Below are 18,354 nucleotides of genomic sequence, written 5' to 3'. Positions count from 1 at the left end.
GAGTGTTTAATTCTCACTTATCACCAGCTTTTTTATTATTTATATAAAACAAATTCTTAACCAAAGATAAGTATCAAGTGTCGTCAAAAATTTAAAACAATAGAATGGATAAGCTATTTAGCGGATTTTTTAGCCATGTTTGTAGAGGTCTATTCTATTTGAGTTGTCGTTGCACAATTTAAAATGAATAAAAATTCAATGAATACATGTTGTATCGTCCTAATTTTGGTTCAAAGCTGTTTAGTTTCCCCATACTGTTTAAAACGCATTATGTGAATTGACCGAATCGAAATAAAGATAATCAAACATCAGCTCAGTGTGATAATCGTGTTTTAAGCAAGGGCGTATTTTTAAATAAATATTTGATAAAACAATGAGAAATTTTTATCTTTTATATGAGTTATAATAAAAATAGATGCAGTTTTGCTTAAATATTAATCATAAGATAGACTGGTCTGTATAGACAAAGCCCTAAATTTTTTAGTACAATTGATCACAATTTAGAATTAAATAATAATGCATGTCTAACAATATTTACGCTGCTTTGGAGCAGCTTGGCTTATCAGCACAAAAACGTGCGATTCACGTACAATTTTCTAATTCGGCGTTGAGCCAGCAAGTATTCCTACAACGTATCGATGGAACACATCAAATCAATGAGGGTGTTCGGCTCCAACTCATCTGTCTTGCAACGTCAGCAACTATCCCTTTAAAAAGCTTTATTGGAACGCAAGCTGCGATTGATATTGTCACAGATAAATCTGAGTTAACCCGTATTTCAGGGATTGTGACCCAAGCCGATATTGGCGCATCTGATGGTTCTCTTACTATCTATCGTTTGACTGTAGAAGACCCAACAGCACTTTGGAAACACCGTAGAAACTCTCGAGTATTTATGAATAAGTCGGTTGTGGATGTGATCCAAACCGTATTGCAAGAATGGACACAACGCAGCCCGCTGTTTGCTTCAAGTCTAAGTTTAGATAAGAGTGGACTGAGCAAAGACTATGATGTGCGTCCATTCATTATGCAGGCATCTGAAAGTGACTTTGACTTCCTGACCCGTTTGATGAGAAGTGAAGGGATTAACTGGCTGATCGATGAAGCACAACTTAAAGTGTCGAGCTCAACAGAACAAATCCAAGCACAAAAGCTCCGTTTAATTGATGACAATTCGCAATTTAGTGCCCTAGAACGCCGCAATATTCGCTTCCATAGAAGCAGCGCCGTAGAAAAAACTGATTCAATTACCAATTTTATTGGTCAGCGTTCCATTCAACCGACTTCAGTGCATATCCAGCGTTGGCAAGCTGATGTACTGGATATTGATGAAGGCGCTGGCAGTGTCCAAAGTAAGCACAGCCATAGTGAAAATTATGACAATGCCAGTCTAGCTTTAGAACAAGCATGGCACTTTAGCCCTGCATGGATTCAAGACCTTAATGGTGAAGATGGCGCAACGCCATCGGGCAACAGTCAGATTGAAAAGTTTAATCAAAACCTCAGTAACTATTATGATTCACAAGCCAAACAATTTACAGCAACGTCAACTGTGCGCGATGCACATGTTGGTTATTGGTTTGAACTGAATGAACACCCTGAGATAGATCAACACTCAGGTGCAGACAAAGAATTTTTAATCACGGCTAAAAGCTTTTATAACCAAAATAACTTACCCAAAGATCTCACTGATCAAGTCACCGCTTTAGTTCAACAAAGCAATTGGCAAGCCACCCAAATCACCAGCAACACGAGTGATGAACGTCAAGCCAGTAATTTAACCATTCAACGTCGTAACATCAGCACGGTTCCAGCCTATAACCCATTACAACACCGACCGATTGCATCAGCACAACGGGCCAAAGTGGTGGGGCCAAGCGGAGAAGAAATCCATGTCGATGAATGGGGGCGTATTAAAGTTCGCTTCCTGTTTAGCCGTAATGAAGACAATACCCATGATGGCGGTGCGGGTTCTAATGACAATGACACAGATTCAGCTTGGGTCGATGTCCTGACCCCATGGGCTGGTGAAGGCTATGGGGCGCGATTCTTACCGAGAATCGGTGAGATTGTCGTGATTGACTTCTTTGATAGCAACATTGACCGTCCATTTGTGGTTGGGCGCATCCATGAAGCGCAACGTCATCCAAGTAAGTTTGATGACAAAGGCAAACTGCCTGACACCAAGAAACTGGCAGGAATAAAAAGTCGAGAGTATCAAGGCAGTGGCTACAATCAACTGAGGTTTGACGATACTACTGGCCAAATCAGCAGCCAGTTACAGAGTAGTCATGGGGCCAGCCAACTCAACTTGGGCAAACTGAGTCATCCTAAAGACAAAGCAGAAAGTGATGATCGTGGTGAAGGCTTTGAGCTGAGAACTGACCAATGGGGAGCAGTTCGGGCAGGGCAAGGCTTACTACTTTCAACCTATAAACAAGACCAAGCTAAAGGTGATCACCTTGATTCAGAGCTTGCCAAAAAGCAACTTGAAGGCAGTCAGACCAACAGTAAAGCTTTAAGTGATATTGCCAAGAATCAAAAGACGGATGAAATAGAATCGATTGAGCAACTCAAAGCTTTTGCAGAAGAAATTGAAAAAGATGTTGCCAAGTATAAAAAAGCCATCATGTTACTCAGTTCTGTTGATGGGATTGCCTTAAGTACCCCTGAAGATATCCATCTTTCAGCCACAGGCATCATTAACCATACGGCGGGCGATAGTATTAACCTCAGTACCCAAAAGAATCTTTTGGGACAAGCTTTAGGCAAAGTGAGCCTATTTGCTGCACAAGGTGGTATTAAAGCCATTGCCGCGCAAAGTAAAGTTGAAATTCAAGCACAGTCAGACGCTTTAGATGTATTTGCTAAACTGGGGATTACCATATCATCTACAGAAGATCGGATAGAAATCAGTAGTCCAAAAGAAGTGTTGATTACTGGTGGTTCATCACAGATTGCCCTAAATGGCTCAGGGATTTTCCCCAAAACAGGCGGTAAGTTTGAGGTGAATGCTGGGCAGCACACATTTAAGCCGGGTGCCAGTGTGAGTAAATCAGCACAACTGCCCCCATCGAATCCGCTCAAAGGCGCGCTCGACTTATTAAAAAGCTATGGTGGACAAGACTTCTTTAAACAAACCGGCTTTAAAGTAATTGACTCATTTGGCAAGCAAGTGTCTGGCAAGCTGGATGGCAATGGTTTTGCCCAAGTGACAGGTATTGCACCTGGCCCTGCCAAAGTTGAATTTGAAACTGATCCACGGAGTGCATGGGATAAAGCAAGTCATTTTAATCGTGATTATACTTGGTCAGAAGAAGTGGTCGGTGGTGCCACAAGTTTTGCACAAAATGCATTAAATTCAGTGGGACAAAATATGATGTCCCAACTCAAAAACAATTTATTCTCTTTGAATGCTGACTCATTGAAAGATATGGGCAAAAATGCTTTAAAAGACTTAGGCACACAAAGCTTGGGACAATTTAAAGAACAATTTACTCAAAGTGCATTAGGTTCAGTCTCTTCAGCATTGAATTTAAATTTATCTCCGTCACAGATGATGAATGTGGGACAGATGATTGCTAATCCAAGTCAATCCCTACAAAACATTAAAGATCAAGGCATCGATTTCTTTAAAGACCAAGCCTCAGCATTGTTTGCTCAACAGACCAGCGGTTTGGTTTCTAATTTAACTGCTGGAACAGGATTTGGGTCGTCACTGGGTCAAGGTTTTGTTGCAGAGTCATTTGGCGCTGCTCAAAATGGGCTAGATGCCCCAGTGAAAGTAGTGGATGATTTTATTAAAAAAGATGAATATTTCTCTCGCTTCTTAACCTATAGCATTACCACTCGAAAAGGCGATGCATCAGTACCTACGATCCCACAAAATATTCCTCAACAAGTCAGTCAGCCTGCGCCAATTTTGACTCAACAGACTCCACAAGCGACAGCACCTGTCGAAGTGAGAAAACCGCAGTCGATTTATGATATGGATAAGGATGTGGTACGGATGGATCTGGAAGAGTCTCGTTATGTCACCAAACAAGTGACTGTGCGGAAAACGGCTGCTGAACAACCAGATGTATATAACGCGCGAAATAAATAATTGAACATTTTTTTGAATTTTAATTGATTGAAATTAAATTAAAAATTAGAACGTATTAAGGTTAAGTTTATGGCATTTATAGATAGTAAAAATCAGACCGCAGGGTCAAATACACAGCAACAACCAACCGCTAAAGAGACCAAGCCAGCGGTAGAGTTGGCAGTATTTAATTTGGCCAGTCTGACGCATACAGAAGACCATAAGTTTATCGCGCATCAAATCCAAAACTATTTACAGGCTTGCGGAAATACCAGCCTAGAACAGATCAAAGCAAGCGCCAATGTAGCGACAGTCGCCAATATCTTTGCATTATCCGGCAGTGTTTTAGACCTTATTTTATTTGCCACTGAACCCAAGCAAGCCGAGGCAGGCGTACAACAATCGGCATTGTTAAGCATGAACTTAATCGGTTTATTTTTACAACCGAATACAGAAGCGCATGTGCGTATGGCTTTACGTCCAATGCTGGGTTTAATGGCAGAATGTTTATACCCAGCCAATGGCAAAATCAAAGAAGCTGATTTACGTCGTATGCAGCTACACTTAAATGCGCAGATGGCCAGCGATTTAGAAAAATTCCTACAAGAAACACAAAGTAAATTATCAGGTTTATTGTCGAGTGCTACGACACTAGGGACTTCAATTCTCCAAGCTTTTAGCAGCAGTGCTGTAGCTGGATTGCCCAGCGTTGCTTCAGCGGGAGCCACAGCTGAAAAACGTGATCCCAGCAAGCAGTTTAGCAACTGGGCACAGCCATTGATTGATTTGTTGGGTACACCTGCACAAGCTGATATGACCGCAAAGATGACTCCGAATATCGCAACACGATTAACAGAAGAAGTGCTTAAGGCGACACCACAACTTGCTACAGTGATTCAACAACAAAGCAATACAGGAACTCAATATAGCCTTGCTTGGTTGATTCAAGAAACCCTAAAAGCCATCCAAACTCAAGGTAAAAAAGCCACAGCCAGTGTGCCGTTAAACCAAACAGGCGAACATGAGCAGCATATCAATGGTGATATTTTAGAGTTTGTCACCTTACAACCTGATGCTTTAAATGATCCGAGTTGTGCAACCCAACAACCCGATTCCTTACCGAGTGATTCAGCAACGACACATAGTATTAGTTATGCGATTGGTGCGGAGCGGGTTAATCATTCAGACTTTTACTTGCCTAAAGTTGGTTTTACCTTTAGTCGTCAATATAACTCTCAGATGAATGAGTTTGACCACAGTATGATCGGCGCACGTTGGATGATGCCATTTTCCAATGTGATCATACAAAATCAAAATGGGTATTTATTTATTGACAGCAATGGACGTAAACATCAGCTGCCTGCTTCGATCGTCTATGAAAAATATTACGTACCCTTTGAAGGCTTTAGTGTCGCGCCACATGACGATGGAGATTTATTGCTGAATTTTGGTTCAGACTGGAATTTCCATTTTCATAGTTTTAATGCGGGAAAACATTATCACCTCGTTCAACAATTTAATGATCAGACTGATGAAAAGGTGGTTCTGACCTATTTATTGTTTGAACAATTTGCCTATTTACAGGCGATTGATTTTCAATTGAAGCGCGCTAAACACTTAGTCAAGTTTGCTTTTAATGAACAAGCCAAAGTCATTGCCGCATTTGTCGATGAACAAGCGGAAGCATTAGCACGTTATGAATATGATCAACAAGGCAATCTGATCAAAGCCATTGATCAAAATGGACATACACGCAGTTATGAATATAATCATGCCCATCAATTGACCCGTTATACAGATCGTACTGGACGTGGGCAAAATATTCGATATGACTCTACCGCACCCAAAGCCAAAGCGATTGAGGAATGGGCAGATGATGGTAGTTTTAAAACCCGTTTAGAATGGCATCCACGTTTGCGTCAGGTGGCAGTCTATGATGCTTATGAAGTTCCAACCTATTATTATTTTGATTTAGACGGTTTTACCTATCGTACTCGTTTAGCCGATGGTCGTGAAAAGTGGATATCTCGAGATAGTCAAAAACGGATTACTCGACAAATTGATTTTGCAGGCTTAGAAACTGAACAAGCTTATAATGAACTAGGTCAGTTGGTGAAAATTGTACAGTCAAATGGTGGCATCATCCTTTTTGCCTATGATGAAAATGGTAATCTGACTGAAACTAAGGACCCAGAAGGCAATATCTGGAAAAAACAATATGATGCTGATGGCAATGTCAGCAAAGACATTAATCCTTTAGGGCATACTACCCAATATAAATATAATAATGATAATCAATTGGTTGAAGTGATTGATGCCAAAGGCGGCTCAAAGAAAATTCAATATAATGATCTTGGGCAGATGGTGTCGTATACCGATTGTTCAGGGAAAAGTAGTGCTTGGGAATATGATGCAGACGGTACACTGACCGCACAAGCTGCTGCGGATGCACAACAGGTTCAGTATCTCTACAGTACTCAAGGTAAAGACCGAGGGCAGTTACAAGCAATCATTTATCCTGATGGATTAAAAGAACAATTTGAACATGATGAAGAAGGGCGTTTACTTAAGCATACTGATAGTAAAGGCTTAATCACCCAATATAAATACAATCAAGTCGGGCTATTAGCGCAACGGGTCGATGCCAATAGACACCAAATCGGCTACCAGTGGGATAAACAAGGTCGAATTCAAAAACTAAGCAATCAAAACCATACCGAATATCTATTTGACTATAATCATTTTGGGCAATTGGTGCGTGAACAAGCCTTTGATGGTGAAGAAAAGCACTTTACATATCATGACAATGGATTTTTATTTCAAATCCGCCAACCAAATATTCTGACTCAATTCGGCTATCATACGGATGGTTCGATCGCGTCAAAGACTTATACCCATTTGCAGACTCGGCATAGCCAAGTTGAAGAATTTGAATACAACTTAAATAACCAACTCAGTAAAGCGACCAATACAGAAAGCCAAATTGATTTTTATCGTAATCAACTTGGACAATTGGTACGTGAGCATCAACACTATAAAGTAGCAAATCTAACGCCACTGACAGCAGTATTACGTTATGAGTACGATGAATTGGGGAATTTGACTCAAACCATTCGTCCTGATGGGCAAGTACAAGCCAATCTAAGTTATGGATCTGGGCATATTTATGGTATTGCCTTTAACCAACAAGATATGGTGGCATTTCAACGTGATGATTTACACCGTGAAACTACACGACTGCTGGCCAATGGTTTAGTGCAAACTAAGAATTATAATGATGTGGGCTTACTCAGCTCACAAATCATTCGCCCAGAGCAAGAAACTACGGACAGACTACAATTTCAAGCAGAACGCCATTATCACTATGATAACAACTACCTACTGACTCAAGTTGATGATAGTCGCTTAGGAAAGTTAAATTACAAATATGATCCAATCGGGCGTTTAATCAAAAGCCAAAACCCATATAAATCGGAAAGCTTTAGTTTTGATCCTGCGGGGAACTTGATTGATCCGATTGCCACACAAGCTGCGCAAGTGAAAAATAACTTGATTAGCCAGTATCAAGGCAAACATTATAAATATGATGCACAGGGCAATGTGATTGAAACCACCCAAGCAGGTCAGACCTTAAAACTCACTTGGGATAACTTAAATCGTTTGATTCAAAGTGACAACAATGGTCAAATCACAGACTATGGTTATGATGTTTTTGGCAGACGATTATTTAAGAATAACCAAACAGACCACAGTTTAACTTTATTTGGTTGGGATGGTGATTTGATGGTGTGGGAATCAGTGAAATCATCGAAAGCTGAAACTGATTATACTAAGCACTATGTCTATGAACCGAATAGCTTTGTACCGTTATTACAGACTGGTTATACAGGCTTTATTCAGCTGATTGAAACACCAGACTATCGTCAATTCCAAAACGTACCCTATTCGATTTATAAAGATCCTGTATGGAAAACTGAAACAAGAAAAAACAAAGCTGAATTAGAACGTGTTGCGTTTTATCACTGCGACCAAGTCGGTACACCACAAACTTTAAGTAATGAGCTAGGCGAGTGTGTTTGGGAAATCAAACAGGATACATGGGGCACTGCTTTAGAAATTAATACAAGTGATAATCTGCTTGAGCAAACCAACTTAAGATTTCAAGGGCAATATTACGATAAGGAAACAGGTTTACACTATAATCGTTATCGTTATTACGAACCGTATAGTGCAAGGTATGTGAGTAAAGATCCAATTGGATTAGATGGTGGGTTAAATAATTCTGTTTATGTGAGTGATCCGAATCAGTGGGTGGATCCATTTGGACTAAGTCAAGACAAATCAACTGAATTTATAACAGATTATGAAAAAAAACAGTTACAGAAAGTTGCTAATATAGCAAAAATTCCATCAACACTGATGTATACAGAATTAGTTGAGGCAACTAATTCTGTGAAAAATACAGCAAAAGATGTATATAGGGGGGGAGCTGTTGTGGTTGGAAATGTGCAAAAAATTAGCGAAGTTGCCTCACCTTATGTAAAAAGTGGGCTTCATTCAATAAAGGGTAGTGCTGTAAATTTATATAACGATACAAAAAAATTAGGAAGTGCTGTTGCCAATATTAATGCTTATGAGCTTGGGGTAAAAAGCAAAGAAAAAGCAAAAGAAGTTTTAGATACAACTCAAGCTCTGATGGCTATAGCATGTCATGCGAGCCCTACTTGTAAATTGCCAGATTATTTATATTGTAGCCAATCTGGAACTAGAAGGAGTGCAGGTGTAGCAGTTAATTTATGGAATGGACAGTCATATATGGTTGTTGGAGCTGATCTCCTATATGTGCCAAAGCAAATATATAAAGGGGTAACTAATACTCAAGCTGATATAAAGAAAATGTCTCAACTTTTAGGGGGACAGTGTAGTTTAGGGTATATTTATAACACGAAAGGTGTTCAGTCTAAATATACAGATAGTTTCTTACAAGGTGGTGCCGGTGGTGTTGGCGGGACATTAAGAAATATACGAATTGGGGTGGCTTCTGCAATGGGTCCAAATTGGTTGAGTTTAAAAACACCAAAAGCTATTGAAATTGGACTAAATACTGAGAAATTTGATGTTGATGGTGGAGTTTCAATTAGCATTCCTGCCCTCAAAACACCGATTAAATATTAAATGAGGAAATTATGAAGTTTTATTTTATTTTATTTTATTTTTTAATTTGTGTTGCTGGGTGTACCAATTATGAACAAGAGAATAATAATTTTATTCCTGATCGGTTAAAAGTTTTTATGAATAAATACTTTAATAAATATTCATACTATTACGAGGACATCAATGCAAGGGGTAACCATAACTACGGTGAGCAATATGCACTTTTTAGAATAAGTAAAGATGATTTAAATCAACATGAGATGGAGAAAATATATAATCAACTACTAGAAGATGGCTGGCGTATAATTGAGTCTAATAATAAAAATTATGTAAGTTTTTGCTATGGTGATAATTATAGTTTGGATATTCTTTTTCCTTTAAAAAAGTATGAGGTAACTACAACGGGAGTCCCTATTAAATTTGATGATATTAATAGTTGGAATATTTTTATCTATAAAAGTACTACTAAGATTGCTGAATGTAATCAAAATTCAAAGGATTTTATTGATTTTAAGAAGCTTTGATTTGAAGGATTAATAATTTACTTGAGCAAACCAAGCTAAGATCTCAAGGAGCATAGAAAAGATCGAGCACTGCTCGGTCTGAAGCGTAAGGATAAAGAAACAGGCCTACACTATAACCGTTATCGTTATTACGAACCGTATAATGCAAGCTATGTAAGTAAAGACCCAATTGGGTTATTTGGTGGTTTACATAGCACTAAGTATGTTAGTGATCCAAATCAGTGGGTGGATCCGATGGGGTTGATGGCTGATAAACAATATTATGATTTTGATAAAATAAATAGAGAGTTAGATGCAAAAAGAAAGCAAGATTATCTTAAAGCAAAAGCAAAAGTAGAAAGCACGACAGTTGGAAAATTAGATAAATGGGTTAAAAATAAATTCGATGCAGTTCAAAAAGGACATGTTAATTTTCCATACAATTCAAATAGTTCTGGTAGAGATCGTGAATTGGATCAGATTGATAGAGTAGGTAAATGTATATTGGAAAATACTTGTACTTTGGATTATGCAATATGTTCTGGCGGGGTAGGGCCACTATCAGCGGGAGCTGTTGTTAATTTGCATGATGGAAGTGTTTATCTTACTCAGGGGATTAGCGGTACAGCAATTCCAAACGATATAGCAGCAATGTTGAATAAAAAAAATTTAACATCTTTACAATTTGCAAAAGGTATTTATAAAAGTATAACTGCTAAGGGAGGAGGGTGTAGCTTTGGTTATATTACAAATAAAACTAAAGAGGATAGAGAAGATATCGCTCGTTTTGTAAATAATTGGCTTCCAGGTAAAGGCGTGACAACAACAGTTGGATTTAGGGGAGTAACTGGTGGCGTGACCATTCCAGAGGCTGAAAAATGGTTTAGTCCAACAGCTAAAGTAGGTATTGAGTTTGGTGCTGGGACTACAACCTTTGATATGTCAGAGACTAATACAAAGAATGCGAACTTTAAACTAGAGTTTTTGAATAAGGATAAGAAAAAATGAAATGGATTAATTTTGGGCATCTTATTGTTTTTATAATATTAATAACTTCGTGTGTGAATACTAAAGTTTCAAAGGATGGGGTGTATTCCAAAATTATAATTGATAAATACTTTAGAGCATATGCTCCTGATGAGTATATTTCCATAAATAAGCCAGAAAATAAATATTCAATAACAAAAATATGGAAGGCTAGATTGTCATTAATTGAATATAAGAAAATTGATATTCAATTAAAAAAGGATGGTTGGAAATTAATATCTAATAAAGATAATTTTTACGAATATTGTTTTGGTGAAAAAATTTATCTTGGAGCTTTATTTCCTGAAAAAGATATATATTATAGTTTCATAGGTCATGAGGTTAAACCATCTAGCCAAAATAATTGGGTAATTTTTCTTGATTATAATGAAAGGAAAGTTAATGATTGTCGTAAAGAGAAGCTTCCAATCATAGAGTTAGAGTAAATTAAAATATTTAGAAGTCTTAGTGATATTTAAATTTAATGATTCTTATGTAATATGGTTAGCCATTTTTTATAAATAGTGGCTAATATTGTTTTTGTGAGGTTTTTTAGTTGTTTGTGAGAAATATTATTTTTAAAGGAGAGTGTGTTGATGAAGTAGATATATTAGTGTAGTTGTTAAAAACTGATTGAATTTTTTATTAGATTGATTTGAGTATCTTGTAATATTTTTTATATTATAATTGTTTGTTAGGTTTAACTTGAATGTGGAAAATAAGGTGAAATGAAAGTTGGTGTTTGGATTAAAGTCGGTTTATTAATAATTATAATTATATTTTTACAAGCATGTAATGAAATAGATAGTTCTAAAAGCAATGAAATTGAAGTTGAGAAAGAAATTTCTTATTTATTTGATGGCTATAATTATGATTTAAAGGTAGGTATGCAACGAGGTTTTGCGAACTACTATAATGTTTTTATTCCTAAGTCTGATTTATCCTTATCTGATTTTGAAATGATAAAAAGTAAAATAGAGAAAAAATGGGAGTTGGTTTATACATCTGAGGATCAATATGTTTTTTGTTATGATCGATATAATCAAATGACAATTATTTATCCAGAAAAAATGGACTATTATGATAAATTTGGTCAAAAATTATACATAAAATCTAGTTCTCTTGATAAGTGGGGGATAAGTATAAAGTATATAAAAGAAGGAACTTTATATTGTAAGGATGCTGAATTTTGAATAGTTTTTTATTGACAAAACTAAAATCAACTTTGGATAAAACTTATAGATTAAAAATGTATAAAATATTCTTTTCTATACTAGGATTACCCTTTTTCTTAGTGTCATGTGTAAATAATAATTCACACAAAAATAAGGTCGATATTCAAGAGTTTTCAAAATTGGTTTTTAAAGGGTATAAATATGAGTATGAGCCTGGGATAGTGAAGCCTAATGCTGAAATGTCTAATATTTTGATATCCAAAGATAATATGAGTAAAGTTGAATTTTTTGGTGTTGAAGAAAAGATAATAAAAGAAGGATGGGTAAGAAAGGATGTTTATAATGGATTATATATATATTGTCATGGTGTTTATAATAAATTAGGAATTTTATATCCAGAAAAGAATGAATATTTTGATAGAAGTGGAAGTAGAGTTGTCTTTGGTGATTTTAATGATTGGTTGATTTATTATGTATATAATGATGATGGTGTAAATGGTTGTAAGTAATTTGTACGGAGTTTTTATTTAAAATTATTAGAAGTATTTAAAAAATATTTTTCTGGTGTTTAAAGGAAATTTAATTCAAATATGAGGTGTAATATTTTGAAAATAGGTGAAAATATAAAAACTCTGTTCTGTATTATTTCAACGGTTAACTTGATCGCGTGTACAGCAGGTCTGAGACCAGATAATTCAGACAAGTATGCTTTTGATGATAAAATGATCAAAATATTGGGTCCTGATGTTAAAATAAAAAATGCAATAAATAAATCGCAAATACAGATTTCTAATGTAGAAGTTTCTAAGGATTCAAAAAAACTTGATGAAATAATTAAGATATTAAAACAAGATGGATGGGTGTTCAAAGGAAAGGGTATAGGCGTTGATACATATTGTTTAGGTAAAAATAATAGTATTAATATTATAACAGCAAATTCAGGTCCTATAATTGGTTATCAGGGTTCAATATTGACTTCTGGTGATTTTTCCGTAAATACAGTTATATTTTCATATGTTAATTCTGGAGTTAATGAGTGTGAGTAGTTTATTTTCTTATATTTAAATTATAAATTAGTTTAATAACTTATATAATCAGCTTAGTGAAGAACTGAGGATTGTAGTATCTTAAAATTCAGGCTACATGTATTTAAGTGTATTATAGGTTAAGGTATGATTTAAACAAGGAAAATAAAAATTTATAATAAAAAAGTTCAAAAATCAAAGGTAATTAGTGTAATAAGGAGAGTAGTAAATGAGAATATTTGAGATTATAAAAATGCTCTCTTGTATGAGTTTAGTGTTGGTATTAATTGCTTGTACAACAGGTCTTAGACCAGATGATTCGGATAGATATCCTTTTGATGATAAAATGATCAAAATATTGGGTTCTGATGTTAAAATAAGAAATGCAATAAATAAATCGCAAACACAGATTTCTAATGTAGAAGTTTCTAAGGATTCAAAAAAACTTGATGAAATAATAAAGATATTAAAACAAGATGGATGGGTACTCAAAGGACAGGGTAAAGGCGTTGATACATATTGTTTAGGTAGGAATAATCGTATTAATATTGTAACTGAAAATTCAGGTCCTGTAATTGATTATAATGGCTCAGTGTTGACTCCAGGAGATTTTTCAGTAAATGGCGTTGCGTTTATGTATCTAATTTCTGGTGTTGATTCCTGCAATTAATCTATTGATTTTAACTTTTTAAGTGTGGATCACTTTTTTAATCAGCTGTTTAGGGGGGGGGCTGTAGTTAATAGTTTATATAATTGATAACTTTCAAATGAAATTAACGACTGATCTAGTATAACTCTTTGGAATTTTAGAGCGGGTCTAGCCCAACCCATAAATATAGATTGGTTAAATTTAACAACGCTAAAAGTAATTGAAACAGGGTTGAATACTTAGAAAGTAGATTAAGATGGAGAGTAAATATATTATTCAGACAAATTCGTGGTAAATTTTTAAAAAGGATAACAATAGGCTTAATTGGTTATCTTTTAGGAAATAAAAATAAGTATATAAATTTTATTTATTTGAACGAAGAGATAAAATGAATCATCGCATTTTTTATATATTTTTAAGTGTTTTTCTATTTTTAGTTATCTATATTTTAGGCTACATAGGTTTTGTTTTGTCTGAAATTAAAGCAATTGGCGGTAGTGCCCAATGGGGAAGCGTTAAAGTGCTATTACTTCAAAAGGCTCCAGATAGAATCTGGATTAGTATGTTCTATAAAGAAATACATATGATTAAAGAAAAAAAAGAAAGTGATAGAGTAGATTTCTATTATTCAATAATTATATTGGGAGGAGATGCTTTTATATATGATGCTGAGGCAGAAGCAATATTGTATGAGTATATTAATGAGAATGATAAGAAAATCTTATTGGAAAAATTAAAAAATTTCATAAAAACAGAGGGTTATAATGAGTTGAGTTATGAGAACAAAAAATTAATTAATAAAAGAATTACCAATTTCGAAAATAACAAGGCAAGAAAATGAATAAATTATTGATTTTATATTTGATAGGATGGTTAAGTGGTTGTGCAAACTCAAAAGTGAGCATTGCCGAAGAGAAAAATCCAAATATAATTTCAATCCCATGTGAAATTGCAAATGAGTATGGCACGATCAAATGTGGACTGATCCCAATAAGTCTAAGAAATGAAGTCAATCAAAAATTGATACCAAATTGTCAAATAGACTTTGAAAATTTTAATGATAATAGTAAAAAGTGCTTAGAACAGAATGATAAAAGGCCTGCTGATGCCTATATCTTAGGAAATTTAAAATATTATGGAGAGTTTTATGATAAAAATGAGGCAGAAGGATTAAAATATATCGAATATGCTGCAGAGCATCAGAATCCTCAAGCAAAATTTTGGTTAGCTAAAAAATATGAAGCAGAAGGTAATATTAATTCCGCAACTATATTAATAAAAGAAGCAGCTAATCTAGGAAATCCTCTGGCAATACATAGTTTAGGTGCAAGATATAGCAGAGGGATTGGTGTAGATAAAAATTTAGATCAAGCATTATTATTATTGAATCAATCGAAAGAATATATTCCTGCTTCTTTTTCAGAGATAGCTTTGATTGAACTCCAAAAAGGTAATATAGAAGGGTTTGTTAAATATAATAACATTGCAATTGATAAAAAGTATTGGTTTTCTTATGCTGATTTAGCTGTTTTATACTTGGGAGAAATGACAAATCTTGAAGGTTATCGTGATTTGGATAAAGTTATTGATTTATCGAATAAATTAATAGAACATAATGTTGCTATAGGGTATGCATTGAAGGCTAGAGTATTACAATATAAATCAGATGGAGTTGCTAATCCTGAGATTTGTGATTTGTATAAATTATCTTTTGATAAAGGTTATTTATCTGCTGGTTTAAGCGTTGGTTCTGAATATTTGTTAGGTAATAATTGTTCTAAAAATTATAAATTAGCATTAACTACTTTTAATTCACTATATAGTCAGTCAGATAAAGACATAAAAGTTGTAGCAGCTTCAAATTTAGGTTATATGTATTTAAATGGATTGGGAGTTAATCGTGATTTAAATAAATCAAAAGAATATCTAGAATATGCTAAAAACTATGGATTTCAGCCTGCTATGGATATGTTGAATAAAATCCAATAAATATTTAAAAACAGCATGTAGCCTCTAAATTACTTTATAAAGTGACAAATTTTATATGCCAATGAATGAACCTGTACATCTAATAAAGATATAAACATTAGGACAACGATAATGCTAAAGAAAACGCTCTTTATATTGTTAAGTAGTACAATTTTTTCAGTACATGCAACTCCTGATTTTTTAAGCTATAAAAATTGCAGTCCGCTAAATTTAAGTGATGCAAATTTTAGTCTTTCATCGAAAGATGCCTTTCCTGAATATTCATACATCACTAAAAAATATAACTTTTTGACGTTACCGATTTCAGATCAAGATCAACGTTACTGTTTAATTATCAATAATAAAAATAAAGTGATTGTTGATGCTATTCCGACGATGTTAAGCGGTATGTGTGCTGGAAAGTGGGATAAGCAAAAGGATCTACCTATTTGGGAGGCTGATGTCGGTGGGGGAAGAGGCGCAGTTGTTTATATGAATTATTCAACAAGCCAAAATTTAAAGAAATTGAAAAAGTCTGAGAAATTAGAAATAGATGAAATAATTAAAAGTATAAATTGTCAATTGCCTGTATATAGCAAAAATGATGTTCAAGAGCTTAATGATTCTGCATTTTATTTATATAAATTAGGTTATTACAATGAATCTTTAAACATTTTAAACCATGTTATAAAGCTAGATCCAAGTAGAGCAGTAGCTTACTTAAATATAGCCGATATTTATGTCGCACAAAAAAATGAACCGCTCGCTAGGAAAAACTACGCTCTATATTATGTAGAGATGAAAAAATTAGGTCTTTTAAGCAAAGTGCCAAATAGAATTAAAAAATACTTATAGTTAGGTTTTTTTGAGACGTTATGAAAAAAATTATTAAGTCTATTGTAACCTCATTTCTAGTGTTTTGGCTGGCTGCATGTTCAAATACAGATAAAGCAGAAATTATTCCTGACCGTTTTAAGAATTTTATGAATATATATTTTCATGGCTATATTTATGAATATAAGGACATTAATGCTCGTGGTAATCATAATTATGGTGAGCAATATGCATTAATTAAAATTAAAAAAGCAGATTTAAATCGCGATGAAATGAAAAATATTTATAAAAAACTTGAAGATGGAGGGTGGAAATTAGTCGAGACTAATCATGATAATTACGTTAATTTTTGCTATGGAGAAGATTTTTCTCTAATTATTTTATATCCATTAGGAAAATTCGCAAAGACTCCAGCAGGTATTCCATTAAGCTATGATGACATTAATTTCTGGCAGATTTCTGTTTATAAAAGTACATCAAAGTTAGCTACTTGTAATCAAAATTCAAACGATTTTATTGATTTTAAGACGCTTTGATTTGAATCGTTGTCATAAGTTTGGTTTTTCAATAAAACCTAAAATCACAGTTTTTTTATCCCCTTATCGTGATTGAATCAATCCGCATTAAACACAGTCTGTAAATTCCGACTTTATAGTTTGCCCATTGTTTGTTGTACATAAATTCTTCATTTTTATATGAGGTTAAACAAGGATGTACAACAATGAAGAAGTTATTTCTATTTATAGGTTCAATGGGGCTTTTGGTCAGCATGCCTAGTTTTGCAGCAGATTTAAGTATAGGTGACCCTAAAACAGAATCAGGTGAACTTAAACTTTCTGGCGCAATCCGTACCCGATATATGTACAAAGATTATATCGTTGAGGCAAATGAAGGTTCTAAAAACAAGGATTGGCAGCTTGCAGATATTAAAACGGTATTGAGTTATGAAAACCCAAATTGGATTGCCTCATTAGATCTACGCTGTTACCAATACAGCCGTTTATGTGATGGATTATTTCTAAAAGATGCTTGGGCTGGATATAAAATTTCAGACCAACAACGCTTTACCGTAGGTTTCCAGTCAGTTGATTTTGGATTTGGTCGACTGTGGGGCAACAGCTATTATGAAACCTTGCTAAATACGGTTGGCTTAGAAGATATTCAAAATCTAGGTGCGAAGTATCAGTTTAAAAATGATCAATACAATTTTATTTTAGGTTTTTACCCAACAGATGGTGGTAATTATACAGGAACATCCAAAGACGCAAGTCGCTATAGTGGTAACTTTGTTCAAGCCGATGATTTAAGCCAAGGCACAGATATCGATGAAAAAAATATGTGGGTGACTCGCTTATCTAAAAAATTTGAGCTAGACCCAGCGCAAAAGTTTTCAACTGAGATTGGTGGTTCATTCTGGTACTCAGATCTGGAAAATAATCGCACGCAGCAAGATGGTCATCGAAGTACATGGAGTGTATTTAGTACAACCAATTATCAAGCATGGCAATGGCTTTTCCTTGCAGGTGAACAGAACATTAAAAATGCCGATAATCTTCTGCCAAATAGCTCAACCATCGGGGCATTTGATTATCCCTACCAAGTGGCCAATAAAGGCAAATTTATGGCCAATGAAATTAATTACACTTTGGCTCAACCCTTTTATCAGTTGGAAAATATTAAACCTTATCTGTCCTATAGCCGTTTCTTTAAAGATCAAAAGGGCTATCAAGATTCAGATCGTTTAATTGCTGGAGTGTATTTTAATTACAAGGCCGTAGGGATTCAGGGCGAGTATATTTGGAGTCGTAATGATCCAATGACAGGCGGCAGTGCCAACGGTCTTGCACAAGGCGACAGTAATCAGTGGAATAAATTATTTTACTTATCACTGGGTTATTACTTCTAAAATTAACATTGAAGATCAACCAGCCTATTT

Annotated in this window: 14 protein-coding genes and 1 pseudogene; all 15 read left to right on the top strand. The window is 34.8% G+C overall.

Translation table 11 applies throughout. The features are described from left to right. Positions 1-520 precede the first annotated feature (520 nt). The 15 genes and pseudogenes from FHR28_RS12245 to FHR28_RS12180 all read left to right on the top strand — a co-directional run bounded on the left by FHR28_RS12245 (position 521) and on the right by FHR28_RS12180 (position 18,324). Entirely contained in the window at positions 521-4,105 is a 3,585-nt protein-coding gene (locus FHR28_RS12245) for a type VI secretion system Vgr family protein (RefSeq protein WP_166782681.1), read from the top strand. Positions 4,106-4,174: 69 nt separating this feature from the next. Continuing rightward, positions 4,175-9,259: an RHS repeat-associated core domain-containing protein gene (locus tag FHR28_RS12240; RefSeq protein WP_228722064.1), complete on the top strand. Its 5,085-nt coding sequence runs from the start codon at positions 4,175-4,177 to the stop codon at positions 9,257-9,259. A gap of 11 nt (positions 9,260-9,270) precedes the next feature. Continuing rightward, positions 9,271-9,762, top strand: coding sequence for a hypothetical protein (locus FHR28_RS12235; protein ID WP_166782680.1), 492 nt, complete (start codon positions 9,271-9,273; stop codon positions 9,760-9,762). Positions 9,763-9,852: 90 nt separating this feature from the next. Beyond that, positions 9,853-10,005: pseudogene (locus tag FHR28_RS21925) on the top strand (RHS repeat-associated core domain-containing protein); the annotation flags it as partial. Next, entirely contained in the window at positions 10,006-10,749 is a 744-nt protein-coding gene (locus FHR28_RS12230; RefSeq protein WP_228722063.1) for a hypothetical protein, read from the top strand. It abuts the pseudogene before it with no gap. Next, positions 10,746-11,213 carry a hypothetical protein gene (locus FHR28_RS12225; RefSeq protein ID WP_166782679.1) on the top strand — a complete coding sequence of 156 codons (468 nt, stop codon included), beginning with the start codon at positions 10,746-10,748 and terminating at the stop codon, positions 11,211-11,213. The genes FHR28_RS12230 and FHR28_RS12225 overlap by 4 nt, the downstream gene beginning before the upstream one ends. A gap of 282 nt (positions 11,214-11,495) precedes the next feature. Beyond that, on the top strand, positions 11,496-11,960 hold the full coding sequence (locus tag FHR28_RS12220; RefSeq protein ID WP_166782678.1) for a hypothetical protein: 465 nt from the start codon (positions 11,496-11,498) through the stop codon (positions 11,958-11,960). After that, positions 11,957-12,451 carry a hypothetical protein gene (locus FHR28_RS12215; RefSeq protein WP_228722062.1) on the top strand — a complete coding sequence of 165 codons (495 nt, stop codon included), beginning with the start codon at positions 11,957-11,959 and terminating at the stop codon, positions 12,449-12,451. Before FHR28_RS12220 ends, FHR28_RS12215 begins: the two co-directional genes overlap by 4 nt. A 96-nt stretch (positions 12,452-12,547) precedes the next feature. After that, the gene (locus FHR28_RS12210; RefSeq protein WP_166782677.1) at positions 12,548-12,988 is read left to right on the top strand and encodes a hypothetical protein; all 441 of its coding nucleotides are present in this window, start codon (positions 12,548-12,550) and stop codon (positions 12,986-12,988) included. A 208-nt stretch (positions 12,989-13,196) separates the two neighbouring features. After that, positions 13,197-13,637 carry a hypothetical protein gene (locus tag FHR28_RS12205; RefSeq protein ID WP_004721399.1) on the top strand — a complete coding sequence of 147 codons (441 nt, stop codon included), beginning with the start codon at positions 13,197-13,199 and terminating at the stop codon, positions 13,635-13,637. 367 nt (positions 13,638-14,004) lie between these two features. After that, entirely contained in the window at positions 14,005-14,457 is a 453-nt protein-coding gene (locus FHR28_RS12200; RefSeq protein WP_166782676.1) for a hypothetical protein, read from the top strand. Next, positions 14,454-15,605 carry an SEL1-like repeat protein gene (locus FHR28_RS12195; RefSeq protein WP_004721396.1) on the top strand — a complete coding sequence of 384 codons (1,152 nt, stop codon included), beginning with the start codon at positions 14,454-14,456 and terminating at the stop codon, positions 15,603-15,605. The genes FHR28_RS12200 and FHR28_RS12195 overlap by 4 nt, the downstream gene beginning before the upstream one ends. A 111-nt stretch (positions 15,606-15,716) precedes the next feature. Beyond that, positions 15,717-16,439, top strand: coding sequence for a tetratricopeptide repeat protein (locus tag FHR28_RS12190; protein WP_166782675.1), 723 nt, complete (start codon positions 15,717-15,719; stop codon positions 16,437-16,439). A gap of 20 nt (positions 16,440-16,459) precedes the next feature. Further along, complete coding sequence (locus tag FHR28_RS12185; RefSeq protein WP_166782674.1) at positions 16,460-16,954, top strand: hypothetical protein; 495 nt, start codon at positions 16,460-16,462, stop codon at positions 16,952-16,954. 185 nt (positions 16,955-17,139) lie between these two features. Continuing rightward, the gene (locus FHR28_RS12180) at positions 17,140-18,324 is read left to right on the top strand and encodes a hypothetical protein (RefSeq protein WP_056512528.1); all 1,185 of its coding nucleotides are present in this window, start codon (positions 17,140-17,142) and stop codon (positions 18,322-18,324) included. Positions 18,325-18,354 lie beyond the last annotated feature (30 nt).

The sequence above is a fragment of the Acinetobacter sp. BIGb0196 genome, from assembly GCF_011759595.1.
Lineage (GTDB): Bacteria > Pseudomonadota > Gammaproteobacteria > Pseudomonadales > Moraxellaceae > Acinetobacter > Acinetobacter guillouiae.
This window is presented reverse-complemented; position numbering and strand designations above follow the sequence as displayed.

What these genes read in the sequence shown, in the direction of transcription:
- FHR28_RS12245 (WP_166782681.1), top strand. Translation starts at nt 521, where the DNA reads ATGTCTAACAATATTTACGCTGCTTTGGAGCAGCTTGGCTTATCAGCA.
- FHR28_RS12240 (WP_228722064.1), top strand. Translation starts at nt 4,175, where the DNA reads ATGGCATTTATAGATAGTAAAAATCAGACCGCAGGGTCAAATACACAG.
- FHR28_RS12235 (WP_166782680.1), top strand. Translation starts at nt 9,271, where the DNA reads ATGAAGTTTTATTTTATTTTATTTTATTTTTTAATTTGTGTTGCTGGG.
- FHR28_RS12230 (WP_228722063.1), top strand. Translation starts at nt 10,006, where the DNA reads ATGGCTGATAAACAATATTATGATTTTGATAAAATAAATAGAGAGTTA.
- FHR28_RS12225 (WP_166782679.1), top strand. Translation starts at nt 10,746, where the DNA reads ATGAAATGGATTAATTTTGGGCATCTTATTGTTTTTATAATATTAATA.
- FHR28_RS12220 (WP_166782678.1), top strand. Translation starts at nt 11,496, where the DNA reads ATGAAAGTTGGTGTTTGGATTAAAGTCGGTTTATTAATAATTATAATT.
- FHR28_RS12205 (WP_004721399.1), top strand. Translation starts at nt 13,197, where the DNA reads ATGAGAATATTTGAGATTATAAAAATGCTCTCTTGTATGAGTTTAGTG.
- FHR28_RS12200 (WP_166782676.1), top strand. Translation starts at nt 14,005, where the DNA reads ATGAATCATCGCATTTTTTATATATTTTTAAGTGTTTTTCTATTTTTA.
- FHR28_RS12195 (WP_004721396.1), top strand. Translation starts at nt 14,454, where the DNA reads ATGAATAAATTATTGATTTTATATTTGATAGGATGGTTAAGTGGTTGT.
- FHR28_RS12190 (WP_166782675.1), top strand. Translation starts at nt 15,717, where the DNA reads ATGCTAAAGAAAACGCTCTTTATATTGTTAAGTAGTACAATTTTTTCA.
- FHR28_RS12185 (WP_166782674.1), top strand. Translation starts at nt 16,460, where the DNA reads ATGAAAAAAATTATTAAGTCTATTGTAACCTCATTTCTAGTGTTTTGG.
- FHR28_RS12180 (WP_056512528.1), top strand. Translation starts at nt 17,140, where the DNA reads ATGAAGAAGTTATTTCTATTTATAGGTTCAATGGGGCTTTTGGTCAGC.